The 18,235-nt window shown below is 70.4% G+C and carries 13 protein-coding genes; 5 read left to right on the forward strand and 8 right to left on the reverse strand.

The window, feature by feature from the left end; translation table 11 throughout:
- Window positions 1-8: 8 nt before the first annotated feature.
- From ACN469_RS31815 to ACN469_RS31830, 4 genes are all read right to left on the reverse strand, one after another.
- A complete protein-coding gene (locus tag ACN469_RS31815; protein ID WP_498774143.1) occupies window positions 9-560 on the reverse strand; it encodes an NADPH-dependent FMN reductase in 552 nt (183 codons plus the stop codon).
- A gap of 2 nt (window positions 561-562) precedes the next feature.
- Window positions 563-1,933 carry a phosphomannomutase/phosphoglucomutase gene (locus ACN469_RS31820; RefSeq protein ID WP_498774015.1) on the reverse strand — a complete coding sequence of 457 codons (1,371 nt, stop codon included), beginning with the start codon at window positions 1,931-1,933 and terminating at the stop codon, window positions 563-565.
- Between the two features lie 232 nt (window positions 1,934-2,165).
- Window positions 2,166-4,115, reverse strand: coding sequence for a serine/threonine-protein kinase (locus tag ACN469_RS31825; RefSeq protein ID WP_498774017.1), 1,950 nt, complete (start codon window positions 4,113-4,115; stop codon window positions 2,166-2,168).
- A 201-nt stretch (window positions 4,116-4,316) separates the two neighbouring features.
- Window positions 4,317-5,381, reverse strand: a complete 1,065-nt coding sequence (locus tag ACN469_RS31830) for a mannose-1-phosphate guanylyltransferase (protein ID WP_498774019.1) — start codon at window positions 5,379-5,381, stop codon at window positions 4,317-4,319.
- Window positions 5,382-5,505: 124 nt separating this feature from the next.
- On the opposite strand from ACN469_RS31830, the gene ACN469_RS31835 reads away from it, so the two are divergent.
- Both ACN469_RS31835 and ACN469_RS31840 read left to right on the forward strand, forming a co-directional pair.
- On the forward strand, window positions 5,506-8,385 hold the full coding sequence (locus ACN469_RS31835; RefSeq protein WP_498774021.1) for a GDSL-type esterase/lipase family protein: 2,880 nt from the start codon (window positions 5,506-5,508) through the stop codon (window positions 8,383-8,385).
- 1 nt (window position 8,386) lies between these two features.
- Window positions 8,387-9,805, forward strand: coding sequence for an MBOAT family O-acyltransferase (locus ACN469_RS31840; RefSeq protein WP_498774023.1), 1,419 nt, complete (start codon window positions 8,387-8,389; stop codon window positions 9,803-9,805).
- Here the strand turns inward: ACN469_RS31840 and ACN469_RS31845 are convergent.
- Entirely contained in the window at window positions 9,796-10,419 is a 624-nt protein-coding gene (locus ACN469_RS31845) for an NUDIX hydrolase (RefSeq protein WP_498774025.1), read from the reverse strand. The two genes, ACN469_RS31840 and ACN469_RS31845, sit on opposite strands and share 10 nt — an antisense overlap.
- A gap of 16 nt (window positions 10,420-10,435) precedes the next feature.
- Entirely contained in the window at window positions 10,436-11,329 is an 894-nt protein-coding gene (locus tag ACN469_RS31850; protein WP_498774027.1) for an undecaprenyl-diphosphate phosphatase, read from the reverse strand.
- A 124-nt stretch (window positions 11,330-11,453) separates the two neighbouring features.
- On the opposite strand from ACN469_RS31850, the gene ACN469_RS31855 reads away from it, so the two are divergent.
- Both ACN469_RS31855 and ACN469_RS31860 read left to right on the forward strand, forming a co-directional pair.
- Window positions 11,454-11,924, forward strand: a complete 471-nt coding sequence (locus tag ACN469_RS31855) for a YchJ family protein (RefSeq protein WP_498774028.1) — start codon at window positions 11,454-11,456, stop codon at window positions 11,922-11,924.
- A 28-nt stretch (window positions 11,925-11,952) separates the two neighbouring features.
- Entirely contained in the window at window positions 11,953-13,548 is a 1,596-nt protein-coding gene (locus ACN469_RS31860) for a TIGR02996 domain-containing protein (RefSeq protein ID WP_498774030.1), read from the forward strand.
- Between the two features lie 65 nt (window positions 13,549-13,613).
- Here ACN469_RS31860 and ACN469_RS31865 read toward each other — a convergent pair whose 3' ends face one another.
- Together ACN469_RS31865 and ACN469_RS31870 are read right to left on the reverse strand one after the other, a co-directional pair.
- Complete coding sequence (locus ACN469_RS31865) at window positions 13,614-14,261, reverse strand: hypothetical protein (protein WP_498774032.1); 648 nt, start codon at window positions 14,259-14,261, stop codon at window positions 13,614-13,616.
- Window positions 14,262-14,303: 42 nt separating this feature from the next.
- The gene (locus ACN469_RS31870) at window positions 14,304-17,051 is read right to left on the reverse strand and encodes a CHAT domain-containing protein (protein WP_498774034.1); all 2,748 of its coding nucleotides are present in this window, start codon (window positions 17,049-17,051) and stop codon (window positions 14,304-14,306) included.
- Between the two features lie 328 nt (window positions 17,052-17,379).
- Between ACN469_RS31870 and ACN469_RS31875 the strand changes: the two genes are divergently transcribed.
- The gene (locus tag ACN469_RS31875) at window positions 17,380-18,201 is read left to right on the forward strand and encodes a penicillin-binding transpeptidase domain-containing protein (RefSeq protein WP_498774036.1); all 822 of its coding nucleotides are present in this window, start codon (window positions 17,380-17,382) and stop codon (window positions 18,199-18,201) included.
- Window positions 18,202-18,235: the final 34 nt, after the last annotated feature.

Raw genomic sequence — 18,235 nt, forward strand, 5'->3', positions numbered from 1 at the left:
GTCCTTTCTCAGCCCTTCACGCGCTCGACCAACTCGGTGACCAGCGCTTCGACTTCCTTCTGCTTCGCCTCGTCCTTCAGCTTGCCCTCGGGCGTGAAGGCCTCCATCGCCCGCGCCAGGTGCACCTGGTTGGGCAGCACCAGCGCGCCCACCGACGACATCACCTGACGGAGGTGCGGCTGCATGCGCGACGTGCCGAAGTTGCCCGGGCTCGCGCCCATGATGGCCGCCCACTTGCCCTGGAACAGCCGGCCCGGCGCGCGCGACGCCCAGTCGATGGCGTTCTTCAGGCCGCCAGGAATGGACGAGTTGTACTCGGGGCTGGAGATGAGGAAGCCCTGGGCCTTTCCCACCCGCTCGCGCAGCGCGACGACGGGCGCGGGGAGCCCCTGCGCCTCCACGTCGCCGTCATAGAACGGGACGCCGAGCGACTTGAGGTCCACGACATCGACCTCGGCCCCCAGCGCGCGGGCCTTCTCCACGCCCACCGCCAGGAGCAGCTGGTTGAACCCGCCGTTACGGAGACTGCCGCTGAGGGCGAGGATGCGAGGCGACGACATGCTCACCCACCCACTTCCTTCTGCACGCGGGCCACGGTGCCCTCGATGAGCGCCTGGATCTCCTTGAGACGCTCTTCCGTGTTGGCCTCGAAGCGCAGGACGAGGATGGGCTGCGTGTTGGAGGCGCGGATGAGGCCCCAGCCGTCGGGGAACGTCACGCGCACGCCGTCCACGTCGATGATGTCGTGGCCCGCCGCGCGCAGCGTCTCCGTGGCGCGCTTGACCATCTCGAACTTCTTCTCTTCCTTCGTGTCGAAGCGCAGCTCGGGGCTGGCGAACGTCTTGGGCACGTCGGAGAGCAGCTCGGACAGCTTCTGCTTCTCGTGGGTGAGGATTTCCAGCAGGCGCGCGGACGAGTACACCGCGTCGTCGAAGCCGAAGTAGCGGTTCTTGAAGAAGATGTGGCCGCTCATCTCGCCGGCCAGCTCCGCGTGCTCCTCCTTCATCTTCGCCTTGATGAGGGAGTGGCCCGCCTTCCACATGATGGGCCTGCCGCCGCGCTTGGCGATGTCGTCGTACAGCGTGTAGCTGCACTTCACCTCGCCGACGATGGCCGCGCCCGGGCTGTCCTTCAGCACGTAGCGGCTGAAGAGGACCATGATCTGGTCACCCCAGAGGATGTTGCCCTGGTCGTCGATGACGCCGATGCGGTCGCTGTCGCCGTCGTAGGCGATGCCCACCTCCGCCTTCTCGCGCTTCACGGCGGCGATGAGGTCCTGGAGGTTCTCCACCACCGTCGGGTCCGGGTGGTGGTTGGGGAACGTCGCGTCCATCTCGCAGAACAGGGGCACCACCTCGAAGCCCATGCTCTCGAACAGCGGCACGGCGATGGCGCCACCGGTGCCGTTGCCCGCGTCGATGACGATCTTCATCCCCTTGCGGCCCACCTTCACCGTCTGCTTCACGAAGTGGTTGTAGGGGGTGATGATGTCGAACGGGGTGACGGTGCCGGGCGTGGCGGAGACCTCGAAGTCAGCGGCCTCGATGAGCTTGCGCAGCGCCTGGATTTCGTGGCTGTGGAAGGTCGTCTTCCCCGCGCCCACCTTGAAGCCGTTGTACTCCGGCGGGTTGTGGCTGCCGGTAATCATGGCCAGGCCATCCACCGGCAGGGTGTTGGCGGCGAAGTAGACCAGCGGCGTGGGCACCACGCCCACGTCGAAGACGTTGAGGCCGGTGGACGTCAGGCCGGCACAGAGCGAGTCACGGAAGCGGGTGGAGGACTCGCGGCAGTCGCGGCCCACGGCGATGAAGCGGCCGCCCTTGCGCCGGATGATGGTGCCCAGGCCCTTGCCCAGCAGCTCCACCACTTCGGCGGTGAGGTCCTTATCCACCAGACCCCGGATGTCGTACTCGCGGAAGATATGCGCGTTCATGAAGGTGTCCCCGCCCTCGCGAAACCGGAGGGCATGACAGAGGGCGGCGGACTCTACACGAGCGCCAGGATTCCCGGCACCCGCCGACTCAGGGGCGCAACCTGCTGAACGGAGGCCCCTCGGGGACCCTTCAAGTCCCTGGGGTGCCAATCAACCCCCGGTCAAGCCCGCCTGTGGGGCAGGCGGCGGTTCACGCTCCGGGGCTCCTGCATTCTCAGTCCTCGGAAGGACTTCAGTGCGTGGTGGCCTCCACGCCCTGGGCCTCGACGACGCTCCGGGCGACAACGCCCTGGCGCACCCGCCCGCGCAGCTCCTGGTAGTGCCGCAGCCAGGAGGCGTTGAGCGGGTCCAACGAGAGGGCCTCCGCGTAGCGCTCCAGCGCGGCGTCCAGCGAGCCTCGCGCCTCCAGTGAATGCCCTTGCGTGAAGAGGGCCCGGGCCCGCGACTCCGCCAGGGGACGCGCCGCGAGGAAGGCCTGGCGCAGCACGTCCGCCTGCGTCTCCGACAGGCCCGCGTCGAGGCAGCGCGCCACACCCACGAGGTTGCCACGCGTGGCATCGAAGCCCGCGCGAGCGACGGGCTCGCCCAGCACGCGGCCCGCGGCCTCCACGCGGCGCAGGAGCGACTCCAGCGCCTGACGCTGTCCCAGCGGCAGCGCGCGCTGACGGAACAGGTTCAGCCGGCGCAGCGTGGCGCTCGCGCGGCGGCGCACCTGCTCGAAGTCCTCGTGAGGCAGCGCGCCCAGCAGGGCATACGGGTCCTTCGCCACGGAGGCCGCGCGCGACAGGAGCCGCCCCAGCTCCGCGTCCGGCACCGGCTCCGCGTCCAGCGTCCCCCGCGTCACGCCCACGCCCAGCGCGAGGCCCAGGAGCCCCCGCGCCGCCTCGCCCGCGAACTGGACATAGAGGCCCGCCGCCCCGCCCCACGCCCGCGCCTCGTCGCGCGTCACGTGGCGCACCACGTCGCAGTCACACGCCACCTTGCGGCTCCCCAGCGACAGCTCCACCGGGAGCTGCGCGGCCAGCTCCGGCAGCGGCCCCGCCCACGTCGCGAAGAAGCCGTCCACCGTCACGTCGCCCACGCGCACGGGCACCAGCTCCGTGTCCGTCGCCAGCCCCAGCCGCACGCCCAGCCCCGGCGGCGACTCCATGCGCGGCGGCTTCACCTCCGTCGGCGCGGCGTTGCCATGGGCCGCGTCCCGCAGCGCCGCGTGCAGCGGCGTGGCCCCGTCCTCGGGGAGGATGTGCCCGAAGATGGAGACGCCGCCCTTCGACGTGCGCGTGCGCGACGGGATGGAGGGCTCCAGCCGGCCGATGCCCTGGCTCTCCAGCAGCGCCTCGCGGAAGGTGCGCGCGTCCGGGAAGCGCTCCCCGGGGCGCTGGGACAGCGCGCGCAGCAGGACTTCCGAGAGCGCGGGAGGCACGCGCGGGTTGAGCACGTGCGGCTCCGTGGGAGAAATCCCGCCCACCCGGCCGAAGCCGAAGGGCAGCCTTCCGGTGGCCAGCAGGTAGCCCACCACGCCCAGCGCATACAGGTCCGCGCGCCCATCCACCGTGTCCCCCGCCCACTGCTCGGGCGCGAGGAAGGCGGGCGAGCCCACCACCATGCCGCACGCGCGCTCCTCCGCGGAGAGGCTGGCGGAGAGCACCGCCTGCGTGCCGAAGTCGAGCACCTTCACCTGCCGCTCACCGCGCGAGTCCCAGGTGAGGATGAGGCTGTCCGCGGACAAGTCACCGTGCACCAGCCCTCGCGAGTGCGCGGTCTCCAGCGCGCACAGCGCCTGGGCCAAGAGCAGCACCACCTCCGCCGAGGCCAGCGGCATGGGCAGGCGCGAGAAGGGCTCGCCCTCCGCGTACTCCATCAGCATGCAGGGCAGACCGCCGGGGCCCCGGCGCACGTCCAGCACGCGGGCCACGTGGCGGTGCTTCAGCGTGCGCAGCGCCCGGGCCTCCGCCTGGAAGCGCGCGCGGACCACGGGCTGGGCGGCCAGGTGCGGGTGCAGCACCTTCACCGCGAAGCGGTGGCCCGTGGGCTGATGCTCGGCCAGGTACACCGTGCCCAGCGCCCCGGCGCCCAGCGACTGGCGCAGCACGAGCGGACCGTGACGCTGCCCCTCCAGCGAAGGCGCCTGGGGACAGCCCGTGCCCACCGGATGCTCCACCGCGCAGTGCCTGCATGCCATGTTCGCCCACCGCCCCTGCCGCCCCGGAATGGGGCAGGCGGCGACGACACTGCAACCCCCGTGCACCCCCGGCTTCGTCACCCACTGGACAGGACAACCTCCCGCCAGGACGAGAACCCGGGGAAACCCGTTACCCACGGAGCGGAAGTTCTTTCAGCCCCGGGGTCGGAAGTTTCTCCAGCGCACACTGGGCGCCTGCGCCTACAGGTACTTCTGAAGCTTTCGCGCCTTGAGGGCCTCCACCACCTTGCGAACGTCCTGGCTCTTCTCGCGGGGGACCACCAGCACCGCGTCACCGGAGTCCACCACCACCACGTCAGTGAGGCCGACGACGGCCAGGGGGCGCTTGTCCGCGAGGATGATGCAGCCCTTGCAGTCCACCACCACCGCCGAGGCGCCGGAGATGACGTTGCCGTTCTCGTCGGCCGGGCGGACCTCCGGGATGGCCGCGAAGGAGCCCACGTCGGACCAGCCGAAGTCTCCGGGCAGCACCGCGATGTTGGAGGCCTTCTCCATGACGCCGTAATCGATGGAGATGGAGGGCAGCTTCGGGAAGACCTTCTTCAGCACCGGGCCAAACGTGCGCTTGCCCGCTACCTTGCTCAGCGCGGACAGGCCCTTCTTCATCTCCGGCATGTGCTGCTCGAAGGCGGCCAGGATGACGTCCGCGCGGAAGACGAAGATGCCGCCGTTCCACAGGTACTCGCCCGAGGAGACGTAGGCCTTCGCCGTCTCCACGTCGGGCTTCTCCTTGAACGCCTTCACCCCTCGGCCACCGCCCGTGAGCGCGTCACCCACCTGGATGTAGCCGTAGCCCGTCTCCGGGCGGTTGGGCTGGATGCCCAGGGTGACGATGTGGCCCCCTTCCGCGATGCGGGCCGCCTCCTCCAGGGTGCGCTTGAAGCCGGCCACGTCCGCGACGTGGTGGTCCGAGGGCAGCACCACCATGATGCCCTTCGGGTCCCGGGCGGCCACGTGCAAGGCTGCCAACGCAATCGCGGGCGCGGTGTTGCGCGCCACCGGCTCGACGAGGATGTTCGCCTTGGGCAGGCCCTTCACCAGCTTCGCCGCGGCCTTCGCGTGCAGGGGGCCGCACACGATGAAGGTGTTCTTCACCGTCGACAGGCCCTTGAGACGGGCGGCGGTGTCGGTGATGAGCGGCAGCTTCGAGGCCAGGGGCAGGAACTGCTTGGGCCGCGCCTGACGGGACAGGGGCCAGAAGCGAGTGCCGGAGCCACCGGCCATGATGACGGGATAGAGGGCCATGCGGGGTACGACTCCTGCGAGTGCCGGCTCGTCGCCAGCGGGAGGCGCCAGGGTCTTCCCCCAGCGTGGATGGCGGCGCACCATACCGTTTCGGCCTTTCCGGGAAAGAGGGGAGCCGCTTCCCATGAAGCCCCCGCCCAGGCCGTTGCGCCTCCCACCTTCAGGCCCTCCGAGCCCGCTTGTCCGCCCCCCGGACAATGAAGCGGCTCCGAGCGGCGAGAGTTTTGACCCGCCCCCGAAAAGCCAGTCTCATGCCGCGCTGTTGGACTTCCTCAAGGCCAGAACCACCGGGCTGACGCTCGCCCTCACCGTCGCGCTGGCGCTGGGGCTTTCGCTCGCCCCGATTCCGGAGTCGTGGCGCCCCCTGCCCAGTCTCCAGCGAGGCCCCCTGGGTCCGAAGCTGGTGGCGCTGGCGGTGCCGTCGTCCTTCACCGGAGGCCGTCCCGCCCCGCCCCCGGAGATAGAGGTGGTGGCCTCGGACACGCCCAAGCCGGGCGCGGCGCCAGAAGAGGACCCGGCGGAGGACGCGGGGACGGCGGTGGTGGACGCGGTGCCCACGCCCGCGGTGCCCGCCGTGCCGGGCATCGGCCTGGAGGAGCTGAGCGCGCCGTCGCTGGCGCGCGCCGTGGAGCTGGAGGCGCTGCGCGAGCGGATGAGCGCCCAGCATGTCGATATCGAACCCAACTGCCGCAAGACGCGCGCGGACGGAACTTGTGAAGAGGACGGGCTGGCCCCCTTCCACCGGGCGCTGACGGAGCTGCGCGCGGACACGCGGCGCACACCGGTGCGCGTGGTGCATCTGGGAGATTCGCTCGTCGCGTCGGACTACATCACCGACGTGGTGCGAGACAGGCTCCAGGAGCGCTTCGGCTCGGGCGGCAAGGGCTTCCTCTTCATCACCCGCCCCGCCAGCGCGGGCCGGTGGACGCGCTCCGGACGGGGCTCGGACGGCTGGGAGATTGCCCGGCTGGTGGACACCAAGTGGCCCCGCGACAGGGTGGGCTGGACGGGCGTGGCCTTCACCTCGGCGGGCGGCTCGCAGAGCACGAAGTACGACGTGGAGGGCTCGCGGGTGGCGGAGCTGTTCTTCCTGGCCCAGCCCTCCAGCGGCTCCGTGCAGCTCTCCGTGGATGGCCGGCCGCTGCAGCGCATCCAGACGCGCGGCTTCTCCAAGACGAAGTCGGAGGCGGCCTTCGCGCGGGTGAATCTGCCCGAGGGCGCCAAGACGCTGTCGCTCACCACGTCCGGCAAGGTGGAGCTGCACGGCGTGACGCTGGAGACGGGCACGCCGGGCGTCATCTACGACACGGTGGGGCTGCTCGGCGGCATGGCGGAGGTGTACCTGCGAGCCCAGCCCGCGGCCTTCCGCGCGCAGCTCCGTCAGCGCAAGCCGGCCATGGTGGTGCTGATGGTCGGAGGCAACGAGGCGTTCTTCTTCTCGAGAGACCGCACCACGCTCGAAGAGGTGCGCGCGCAGATGAAGGAGCTGGTGTCGCGCGTGCGCGCCACCGTGCCGGACGCGGCGTGCCTGGTCATGTCGCCCATCGACGCGGGCGTGCGGACCATGGGCGGCGAGTTGGTGCCGCGCCGGGGCTCCAAGGAGGTCTCCGACATCTTCCGCGAGGAGGCGCGCCTGGGAGGCTGTGCCTTCTGGGACGCGTACAACGCCATGGGTGGCGAGGGCGCGGCCCTGCGGTGGCTGGAGGCCGGGTTGATGTTGGAGGACCTGGTGCATCCGCGCGCGAAGGGCTCTGATTTGCTGGGCCACCTGTTCGACCTCGCGCTCCAGCGCGGGTTCGCGAAGGTGCACACGCCGCTGGTGCCTGTGGCGGACACGCCGGGGTTGCAGGACGCGGGCACCGCGCTGACCAAGACGTTCGACCGGCTGCGCCGCCGCGAGTCCGGCGAGGCCCTGCGCGTGGGCATCGCCCAGCTCGGCGCGTCGCATACCGCGTCGCACTACTTCACGGACGCGGTGCGCGGGGTGCTGACGAAGCGCTTCGGTGACGCGGGCCGGGGCTTCATCGCCGCGGGCAAGGCGTCCCCTCGCCTGGAGAACGCGCGCGTGGCCCGCGAGCTGGTGGGCGACTGGAAGGTGGAGGACGCACTGGACGCCGAGCCGGGCGGACTGTGGGGCCTCACCGGCATCCGCGCCGTGGGCGCGCCGGGCTCGAAGCTGCGCATCCAGTTCTGCAAGGACTGCAAGGACACGAAGGCGTCGACGGGGCGGCTCGACCTGTACGCGCTCGACGTGCCGGACACGAAGGCGCCGGACATCCGCGTGGATGGCGAGGACATGCCTCCCGACGCGCCGCTGCCGGAGCCGCTCACAGCGCCCATGGTGCGCATCCGCTCCTTCCCCGTCACCGGCCCCTCGCACGAGGTGGAAGTCATCGCTCCGGAGGGCAGCGGCGTCACCGTGCTGGGCGCCGCGCTGGAGTACGACACGCCGGGTGTGGTGATGGACGCGCTGGGGTTGCCCGGGGCCATGGCCTCCACGCTCGGGGGCATGGATGCGGCGGCGGTGGACGCGCAGCTCGCCTCGCGTCGGCCGGACCTGCTCATCTTCTGGTACGGCACCAACGAGGCTGGAAGGTCGGACCTGGACGCGGCGGCGGTGTCGACTGACTACCCCGCGCTCATCGCCCGGCTGCGCAAGGCCACCGGCAACGCCGAGTGCCTGCTGCTGGGCCCCACGGACCGGCTGACGCAGGACGCGAATGGCCGCTGGACGGAGGCGCCCGCGCTGGCGTCGGTGCTGGACACGCTGCCTCGGGTGGCTCGGGACGCGGGCTGCGCGTACTGGTCTCCGCGCGCGGCCATGGGTGGTGAGCGGGCGATGCTGCGCTGGCAGCGCTCCCGTCCGGTGCTGGGCCACGCGGATGGCGTGCACCTGACGCCGGAGGGCTACGAGCGACTGGCGGCGAGCTTCGCGCGGGACTTCCTGGCCGCGTACGAGCTGCGCAAGAAGACCGAGCCCACCGCGCGCATGGAGGGGAACTGACGTGCTGTCGCACAGCCTCCAGTACCTCGTCTTCGTCATCGGGGTGTTCGCCCTGTACTGGGCGGTGCACCGTCACTACTGGCCGCGCCTGTTGGTGCTGCTGGTGGCCAGCGTCTACTTCTACGCGGCCTTCACGCCCTTCCCGCTCATCATCTTCCTGGTCGGCGTCACGGTGGACCACCTGCTCGTCAAGGGGATGGGACGCGCGAAGTCGCAGGGCGTGCGCAAGCTGTTCGTCACGCTGTCCGTGGTGTCGAACCTGGGGTTGCTCGCGGGCTTCAAGTACCTGGAGCTCTTGCGCAAGACGGCGCTGGAGCTGGTGCCCGAGGCCTGGGGCCTCCACGTCCGCGAGACGCCGTTCAGTTTGATTCTGCCGCTGGGCCTGTCGTTCTTCGTCTTCCAGGCCATCAGCTACACGGTGGACGTGTACCGGGGGAAGGCCAGCTCCGAGCACTCGTTCATCGAGCACCTGCTGTACATGCTCTTCTTCCCGCGCGTGGTGAGCGGTCCCATCATCCGCGCGTCGGAGCTGCTGGAGCGCTTCAAGGACGTGCCCACGCTGACGCCGGAAGAAGGCGGTCAGGCGATGTTCCGCATCGCCGTGGGCCTGGTGAAGAAGCTGGTCATCGCGGACGTGCTGGGCAGCGGAATCGTGGACCCGGTGTTCGCCTCGCCGGACAAGTACGCCTCCGCCGAGTGCATCGTCGCGGCCATCGCCTACACCTTCGAGCTCTACTACGACTTCTCGGGCTACTCGGACATCGCGCTGGGTGTGGCGGCGCTGTTCGGCTTCAAGTTCCCGGAGAACTTCAACCGGCCCTATCTCGCGAAGAACCTGGGCGAGTTCTGGAACCGGTGGCACATGAGCCTGTCCACCTGGCTGCGGGACTACCTGTACCGGCCGCTGGGCGGCAACCGGGTGTCGAAGCCTCGGGTGTTGTTCAACCTGATGACGGTGATGGTGCTGGGCGGCCTGTGGCATGGCGCGGACTGGCGCTTCGCCGTCTGGGGCGGCGTGCACGGCGCGGTGCTGGGCCTGTCACGGTGCTGGGAGTGGTGGGTGGGCAAGCCGGAGAAACCGGGGGTGCCTCGCATCGCGCTGGGGATGCTGGCCACCTTCACCATCGTCGTGCTGACGCGCGTGGTGTTCCGCGCGAAGACGATGACGCACGCGGGTGAGTTCTACGCGCGGATGATGGAGGGGGTGCCGGGCATCGCCAACGTCAGCCCGCTGGTGTGGGGCATGTTGGCGGCGGCGGTGTTCTTCCACGCGGTGCCGATGAAGCTCTACACGGTGACGTCGGAGTTGTTCGTCCGGATGCCGGTGCCCGTGCGCGCCGTGGCGCTCGTCGTCCTGGGCCTGGGCATCCGCCACCTGTCGGCCGTGGAGACGCGGCCGTACGTGTACCTTCAGTTCTGACGCCGGGCAGGCGCGGTGAGCACGGCCTCCAGGCCGGGCACCTGCGCGAGCTGCCCCAGGAAGTCGCGGAGGATGCGCGCGGTGGCGCCCCAGATGACGTGGGAGTCGTACGTGTAGAAGTACAAGTCCCGCTCGGCGCCGAAGACCTCCTTGCGCTCGACGCGGAGGATGGCCGGGTCCATCAGGCTGACGATGGGCACCTCCAGGATGAAGGCCACCTCTTCCGGACTGGGCTGGTACTTGCCGTCGCCCGGAATCACGCCGACGAAGGGCCGCACGCGGTACTGGGAGATGGTGGGCACCTCGTCCAGCATGCCCAGCACGCGCACGCCGCGCCGGTCGATGCCCAGCTCCTCTTCCGTCTCCCGCAGCGCGGTGTGCAGCGGCGTGAGGTCCTCCGCGTCGCGGCCTCCGCCCGGGAAGCTGTACTGATTGGCGTGGGTGCGCAGGGTGGCCGGGCGTCGGGTGAAGACCACGTGCGGCACGCCGTCGCGCTCGAACAACGGCACCAGCACGGAGGCCTCGCGCAGCACGAGCCCCGGCAGGTCCACGTTGCGCGCCGGACGCGCCGACAGCCGTGCCTCCACCCCCTGGAACAACGCCTCCACGCTCACGACGCCAGCCTCCAGACTAGTCAGTGATTTGCTTCTCGATTTGCTGCTTCCCCGGCTCGCGCGGCACGTCCAGGTTCTCCACGCCCGACAGCGGCTTGAGCACGCCGGCCTGGAGCAACCCCAGGAGCAGCAGGCCGAGCGCCACGCGGTACACCACGAACACCAGCGTCGTGCGCGAGCGCAGGTAGTTCAACAACCACGCGATGGCCGCCATGCCCGAGGCGAACGCCACCAGGGTGCCGACCCAGAGCGACACGGCGCTGGGTCGCTCGGTGGCTTGCAGCAGGTGCTTCAGCTCGAAGATGCCCGCCAGCGAGGTGGCGGGGATGGACAGCAAGAACGAGTAGCGCGCGGCGTCCTCGCGCTTGAGCCCCAGCGACAGGCCGCCCGTGAGCGTCGTGCCCGAGCGCGACGAGCCGGGGATGAGCGCCAGCGCCTGCCACAGGCCGATGAGGATGCCGTCCCGCCACGTCATGTCGGCCAGCGTCCGCTTGTGCGAGGCGCGCTTCTCCACCACGAAGAGGATGATGGCCAGGATGATGAGGCTGCCGGAGATGACGTAGAGCGAGCGGAACTGCGTCTCGATGGCCTTCTTGAAGGCCAGGCCGCAGATGCCGATGGGCAGCGTGCCCACCAACACGAACCACGCCAGCCGGGACTCCACGGTGCCGAAGGGGTCGCGCTTCGCCAGCCCCCGGAAGAAGGCCGTCACCAGCGAGACGATGTCCTTGCGGAAGTAGATGAGCACCGCGGCGACCGTGCCCAGTTGGATGACCGCGGAGTACGCGGCACCCGGGTCCTTCCACCCGAACAACTCCGGCGCGATGCGCAGGTGGGCGGTGGAGCTGATGGGCAAGAACTCGGTGAGACCCTGGACCAGTCCCAGGACGATGGCTTCAAGGAGGCTCATAGGCGCGGTCCCCGGATGTATGCCCGGACACCGCCGCCAGCAAGGGCGAACCTCGGCGTGTGTGGCTGGGAGAGCACGCGGCGTCCCCCTGGGCGCCCCGTCCAGGTAGGCTGAAGGGCGCGCCATGCCCCCTGCCCCTCCGTGCCCCTGCTGCTCTGGCCTGCGCTACCGCGAGTGCTGCGCCCCCTTCCACCGAGGCGAAGCCGAACCGCCGGACGCCGAGCGCCTGATGCGCAGCCGCTACAGCGCCTTCGCCCAGCGCGAGCCGACGTACCTGTGGAAGACACTTCATCCCAGCCACCCGGACCGCGCGCGGCCCGAGGACGTGGTGGTGCGCGAGCTGCGCGCCTTCGCGCAGGCCCACCAGTTCCCCAAGCTGGTGGTGATGGACCGCCAGGCCCCCGACGCCCAGGGCACCGCGCAGGTGCTCTTCTTCGCGAAGGTGTTCGAGAAGGGCAAGGAGCGCTCCTTCGTGGAGCGGTCCGACTTCCGCCACGACGGCACCGGCTGGCGCTACCTCTCCGGGGACACGCTCATGCTCAGCGACCTGACCGTCCCTCCCGAGTCCCTCACGCTCGCGACGTTTCCCAGGTAGGTCCTCTTCGCGCCTCGAAGGAACCTCGATGCCCGCCGCGCCCTCGAAGCTGTCCTCCCTGATGAAGGCCGCGAGCCAGGACGACTGGAGCCGCGTCCTGGATGGTCTGCTCACCGCGTGGCGCGCCGCGCCCCACACCGCGCTGGCCGACCGCATCGTCACCGTGGGACAGAAGCTCTCCGGCGACACTCCCCCGCCCAAGGACTGGGATGCGCTCGCGAAGAAGCCCGACGCGGCGAAGCTCACGACGCTGCTCGCCGCGCTGCTCGACAAGGGCTCGGTGAAGGGACGGGCCCGGCTGGAGACACTCGCGGCCTGGCCCGAAGACCCGCGCATCGACCGCTGGGTCGCGAGCCGGTTCGTGGATCCGCCGTTCACCAGCTCCTCGGCCCGTCCGTTCTGGACCCGACTGGGCCCCCTGGCGCGCCGCATCCAGGATGCCCAGGCCGCGAGCACGATGCTGAAGGCGCGCGCGGGCTACGACGAGCAGGAGGACTTCGAGGAGTTCCTCGCTGGCCATGTCGACCGGATTCGCTCCCAGCTCGAAGCCGCGAAGGACGCAGAGCTTCCCGCTGGCGACGCGAAGGTCCTCGCCCAGCTCGACGCGGCCCTCCAGGAGGCCGCGCCACCGAAGCCCCGGAACGCCGCGGACGCGGAGTCCCTGCTGGCCCAGGTGCTCGCGAAACCCGAGGACGAAGAGGCCCGCGCCGTGCTGGCCGACGTGCTGCTGGAGCAGGGCCACCCTCGCGGCGAGCTCATCGCGCTCCAGCTCGAAGCCACCCGGCGGACCCTCACCGCCGCCGAGCGAAAGCGCGAGCGGGAGCTGCTCAAGAGCGCCCGAAAGGAGCTGCTCGGCCCGCTCGACGAGGTGCTCAAGCCCGACTGCGTCTTCACGCGGGGCTTCTTGTCCCACGCCGCGCTGAAGCAAGGCAGCGCGCGCGCCATCCGGAGCGCCATCCAGAAGACGGCGGGCCATCCCCTGTGGGCCACGGTGGAGCATCTGGAAGGTCGCGGGGACTACGACATCACCACGCACCCGGTGATGAAGTCGCTGCGCTCGCTCTCAAACAGCGAAGTGCGGACGCAGGACCTGGCGAAGGTTCCCTGGCTCGAGTCCCTCGCGATGCGTGGCGCCTTGGACCTATGGACGGAGCTGGGCCAGGACCCCAGCGCGTTCCCCGCGCTGCGCCACCTGGACATCTTCCTCTACCTCGGGTGGGTCTCCGACTTCCTGGTGACTCCCCTCGTGTCGCGGCTGGAGCGACTCCAAATCCGCATCTACGTGAGCGCCCAGGTCCCCTCGACGGAGCTGGAGTTCCTCTCGCTCGTGCCGACGCTGAACGTCCCGGACATCACCTTCCGACTGGTGCGCAACGACACCAAGGACTGGAGCTGCGGCTTCCGCTTCGTGCGTGAGCCGAGTGGCAAGCACGCGGTCCACCTCTTCACCACGACGATGAACGAGCCCTACGAGCAGCTCGTGCGCGACGACCTCCTCGCCGGACTCGAACAGATTGCGCGACTCAAGCGCTCGAAGCTCACCATGACCCACCGGCTGCGCTCGGCCGTGAAGGTTGACGTCGAGCGACGAGTCCTGGCGCTCGGAGGCACACTCGAGCCCTGACGCGCTCGCGAGGAGCACGACGAGGCCCGGCGTGACATCTCCGGGCCTCGTCACTTCACCCACGACTAGCGAGGCACCGTGGTTCCAGGCGGTGACGGCTTGGCGGCGGGCGCCGGGGCGCTGGTGTCATCGACGGCGTTGGCGGTCCTCCAGGCGACGGCGGCGAAGCCATCCGGCACCGCACCCCCCTCGTCCTCCGGGTCCGGAGGCGGCTTGTCCCCAATCTCATCCGACTGGTTGGTGCAGGGGTCATACGGCGGTGGCGCGCTCTGCTCCTCGTTTCCACCCTGATTGCCCTGCTGCGGATTGGAGTCTGTGTCGACGGCGCCCGTCCCCACGGAGCCCTCGCCCCGGACTCTCACCGGCGCGGTGAAGGTCGTCGTGGGAATGCCCTTGCGCTGGACCTGCGCGAAGAACGCCTCGCTGGAGGCGCGGTCACCCGATACGGCATACGCGAAGGTCTTCGTGCCAGGGTTGACGCCCAGCGCGAGGAACCTGCCCGTGCTGGGGCACAGCCCGATGACCATCTGGGTGGCACCCTCGGGCAACTGCGCGTTGGGCGGCAGGGGTTGGACCTTGGGAGTCTTCGGCCTCGGGCCGGGCTCGGTGGGGCACGACGGGCTCGGCGTCACCGGTCGCGTGCCCAACGTGCGGCATCCCGTCACCGCACCCACCAGCACCAGGCACATCATCCACTTGTTCATGTTCTTCATCGTCTTCCCCCTCCACTTGAACCAGGCGGGCCCATCCCGCCCTCATTCAAAAACCAGGACGGAGCGCACCCAGCTGCTCGGGTCTCGCCGCATCCACGTCATCCGCACATCTCGCAGTGCATTCGCCGCGCGCTCTCCACGCTGAATCCGCTCGCGCACCGCATTGAAGAAAGGTCCCGCTTCGGCATCGGGCACATCCACCGTCGCCGCGAGCACCGTGCGCGCCCCCGCGTCCAGGAAGGCGACGGGCAGGCTGAAGCGCTCATACGTCCAGGTGGTGCCATGCGCGGCCCGGCACGCGGCCAGGATGACCAGGGGCTGGCCTCGCAGCTTCGTCGCGCGCACCTCGCCCGCGGTGAGCGCATAGCGACCACCCGCCTCGGGGGACAGCACCAGCAGCGAGGCCTCGGACACATCCGGGTTCATCAGGCCGTGGGCATGGACCTCGATTTGCGAGGCATCCGCCATCGCCTCCAGCACGCGTGAAGGAGTGGCCTGTCGTCCCAGCAACACCGTGGCGTCATCCCCGGGCAGCCCCGCCCATCCGCCGAGCGCGGGCAACCCCAGCGACGCGGGCGCCTGCACCTCCGCCACCACCAGCCGACGCCCCGTGCTCGTCGCCGGCACAACCGGCTGCGGCCTCACCACGTGGTAGGCCCACGCCAGGTCCTCGGGCAGGAGCCCCGCGCGCCCATGCAGCGGAGGACGCGCCACCACCTCCACCGTCGGGCACGCCCGCAGCAGCGTCGTCACCGACTCGGGAACGAGTCCCTGAAGCTCCTCATCCAGCGGTGTACGGCGGTTCGCATCGTGGTGCTCCACGAGCCGGCCATCCGGGCCTCGCGCCAGCACCAGCGTCCGCTCGACATCCGCGGTGACGGCGAGGACACACTGCTCGGGAAGCGCGCCGCCCAGCTCCTCACCGAAGAGTCGGAACGCCTGCTCGGATTCTCCCGCCTGGGCCGCCGCGAAGAGCAGCGACGTGTAGCTGTACGCGCGAGCCTTGCGCGCATCGACGCTGGTGGGCGGAAGGCGCCGCGCTTCCGCGATGGACTGCCGGAGCAACGCCTCGCCTCGCACCCTGTCTTTCTCCACCAGGAAGCGCCCCTCGATGTGCGTGAGCAGGGCTGCCTCACCCGGAGTGAGCGTGTGCTGCTGGCGCCGCTCCGACAGGCCCGCCACCAGCCGCGCGTCCTGCTCCGGGTCCGGCCGCAGCCGCGCCAGGTCCGCGAGCGTCTTCGCCCCCGAGAGCAGCAAGGGCGTCTTGCAGGACAGCGCCTCGCGCATGCGCTCCCGGGCCTGCTCCACGGAGAAGGTCCCCAGCAAGGCCAGCGCATCGTTCGAGCGGACGAAGTGGCGGATGGTGCAGTCCTCGGGACGCTGCGCGAGTGCTTCCTCCAGGTAGGCCCGCGCCAGCGCTGCGTCACCCTGATAGCGAGCGAGCTGCCCGAGCTGGAGGAGGAGCTGCGTCTCTCCCCACCTCGGGTCCGTGCGGTACAGGGCGCGCGCGGCCTGGAGGTGACGGTGGGACTCCGCCAGTCGGTGGAGCTGGCGATACACGTCACCCAGGTCCGCTTCAATCGGGATGCAGCGGTAGCCGAAGGGATGTTGCTGGCAGAGCGAGGCGGCGCTCAGGAGGTGTTGCTCCGCCTGGAGCAGCTCTCCTCGGGAGATGGCCACGCTGGCGCGCTCGTGCTCCAAGAGGAGCGTGAACCACGGGTCCGCGAGTTGAGTGATGAGCGGCGCGAGTTCCTCCAGCCGTTCCCCCACCTTCTCCTCGCGCACCAACGCGCCCAGGTACAGGTCCATTTCGCCGGCTTCCCGCAGCTCCTCCAGGAACGCGGCGAGTCCACCGGCGACGTCATGCGTGCGGTACAGCTCCAGGTAGCGACGAGCCAGGGGCGCGCGGCCCCGGAAGTCACGTCCGCTCGCCCTGTGAATGGCATCCCCCAGCACCGTGCCGCCAGCGCGCGCATCCAGGACCGCGGCCACCGGCTCCAGCGCGCGCAGCCGCTCCACCGAGGGCGCCGCGCGAATGGCCTCGTACAAGTACATGCGGAACATGCCGGGCTGCGCACGGAGGACCTCGGCGGACACGGGCTCGCCCTCAATCACGAGCGCGTGCCCTCGCGCCGACGTCTTGCGCCGGTCCTCCGTGCCCATCAGCCGAGCGCGCGCCGCGTCCGCGCGAGTCCTGGCCTCCGCCGCCCAGCCCGGCTCCCCCAGCGCGGCCACGGCGTCGAAGGAGCGCGCGGTGAGCGCCCACAGCTCCAGGTCCCGCAGCACCAGGCTCCTGTTCCACAGCGCCTGCGCATGATTCGGCCGAGCGCTCAGCACCCCCTCCAGCAGCGCCAGCGCCGTGGCGGAGTCCCCCTGGTCCAACGCCATGATGGCCCTGTCGCTGGCCACGTCCGGAGACGTCCCCGCCTTCGCCAGATAGGGCGCGGCCAGCTCCGCGTTGCGGCGCACCAGATAGGCCGCCGCGAGGCCATGCATGTCGCCCTCGGCCTCCAGTCGCGCCAGCTCGCGCAGCGGCGCCGGAGTCGGTCCGCCCGCGTCCCCCGAGCGCAGCGGTCCGTAGGGACGGTGCACGTCCGCGCCGGGATAGCTCACCCGCGCCTCCAGCGTGCGCACCGGCGCGCCGGTCAGGAACAGCTCCGGCGACACGGGCGTGGGACTCAGCCGCGAGCGCACGCCCGCGACGACAGCGGCGGCTCCCGCGACACCCACCACCAACACGAGCGCGGCCCACCTCGGCCGCGGAATCCAGGACCAGGACCCGTCATCCACCGCCGTACTCCCCGCGTATGTGCCCTGGCAGCCCATGCCCACCCAACGGCGGGTCGCCAGAATCTTCCCGCCAGAACGCTACGCCGCTTCTTTCGTCGTCGCGATGTCGATGAATCCCGCGGCTCCACCTGCACCGTCGAAGTTGACGCGCGCGTGGGCTTCGAGCCACGAGCCCGTGGACGAGGTGCCACGGCTTCGTGTCCGGCGGACCACGCGTCCCTACGGGTTCTTCCTCACGCACCCCGCGACGAACCCTGGCGCGGGCCTTGCTCTCGCCCCGGCCCCAACGCGCGAAGCGCTGTCCACGTCGCGCACGAACCGGAGCCCCATGTTCCGCATCCCCTCGACACTGCTTGCCCTCTTCACCCTCGCCACCTCCAGCGCGCTCGCCGCCGCGCCCAAGGCCCCAGCGGCCCACCCAGGCTGTTTCCTGTTGATGGACCTGGAGACAGGCAAGGTGACTCGCAACGACAAGGAGAAGTGCGCCACGCGGCTCCCTCCTGCCTCCACCTTCAAGGTGCCCCACGCGCTCATCGCCCTGGAGACGGGCGTCGTGTCGAGCGTGGACGAGGTGCGCAAGTGGGACGGCACGAAGCACTCCATCGCGATGTGGAACCAGGACCAGACGCTGGACACGGCCATGCGCCGCTCCGCGGTGTGGTTCTTCCAGGGCACGGCGAAGCAGCTTGGCCGTGAGCGCATGGAGGACTGGCTCAAGCGCTTCCACTACGGCACGCAGGACGCCTCCGGCGACATCACCCTCTTCTGGCTGGGAGGTCCCCTGCTCATCTCTCCCGACGAGCAGCTCGACTTCCTCGCGCGCATGTTCCGGGGAGAGTTCCCCGTCAGCCCCGAGGTGCTGGAGAAGGTGAAGGGCACGATGACGCATGGACCAGACACCGTGGCCAGCGTCCGCGACGGCATCAACCTGGGCGGCCCCTGGAAGGATGGCGCGGTGCTGAGCGCCAAGACGGGCTGGTACCCGAACAAGAAGGAGGGTGACGTCACCTGGATGGTGGGCCACGTCGCCTCGCCCAAGGGCCGCCACGTCTTCGTCAGCGCCGTGCGCTCTCCCGCGGGCAAGGCCCCGTCGCGCTCGCCGGCACTCCCCGCGGCCATCGACGCGCTCAAGGCGCACGGGCTGCTCTGAGCGACATCGGGGGGCGGGAGCACCGGCGCTCCTG

Source organism: Corallococcus terminator (genome assembly GCF_049194865.1).
Classification (GTDB): Bacteria; Myxococcota; Myxococcia; order Myxococcales; family Myxococcaceae; genus Myxococcus; species Myxococcus terminator_A.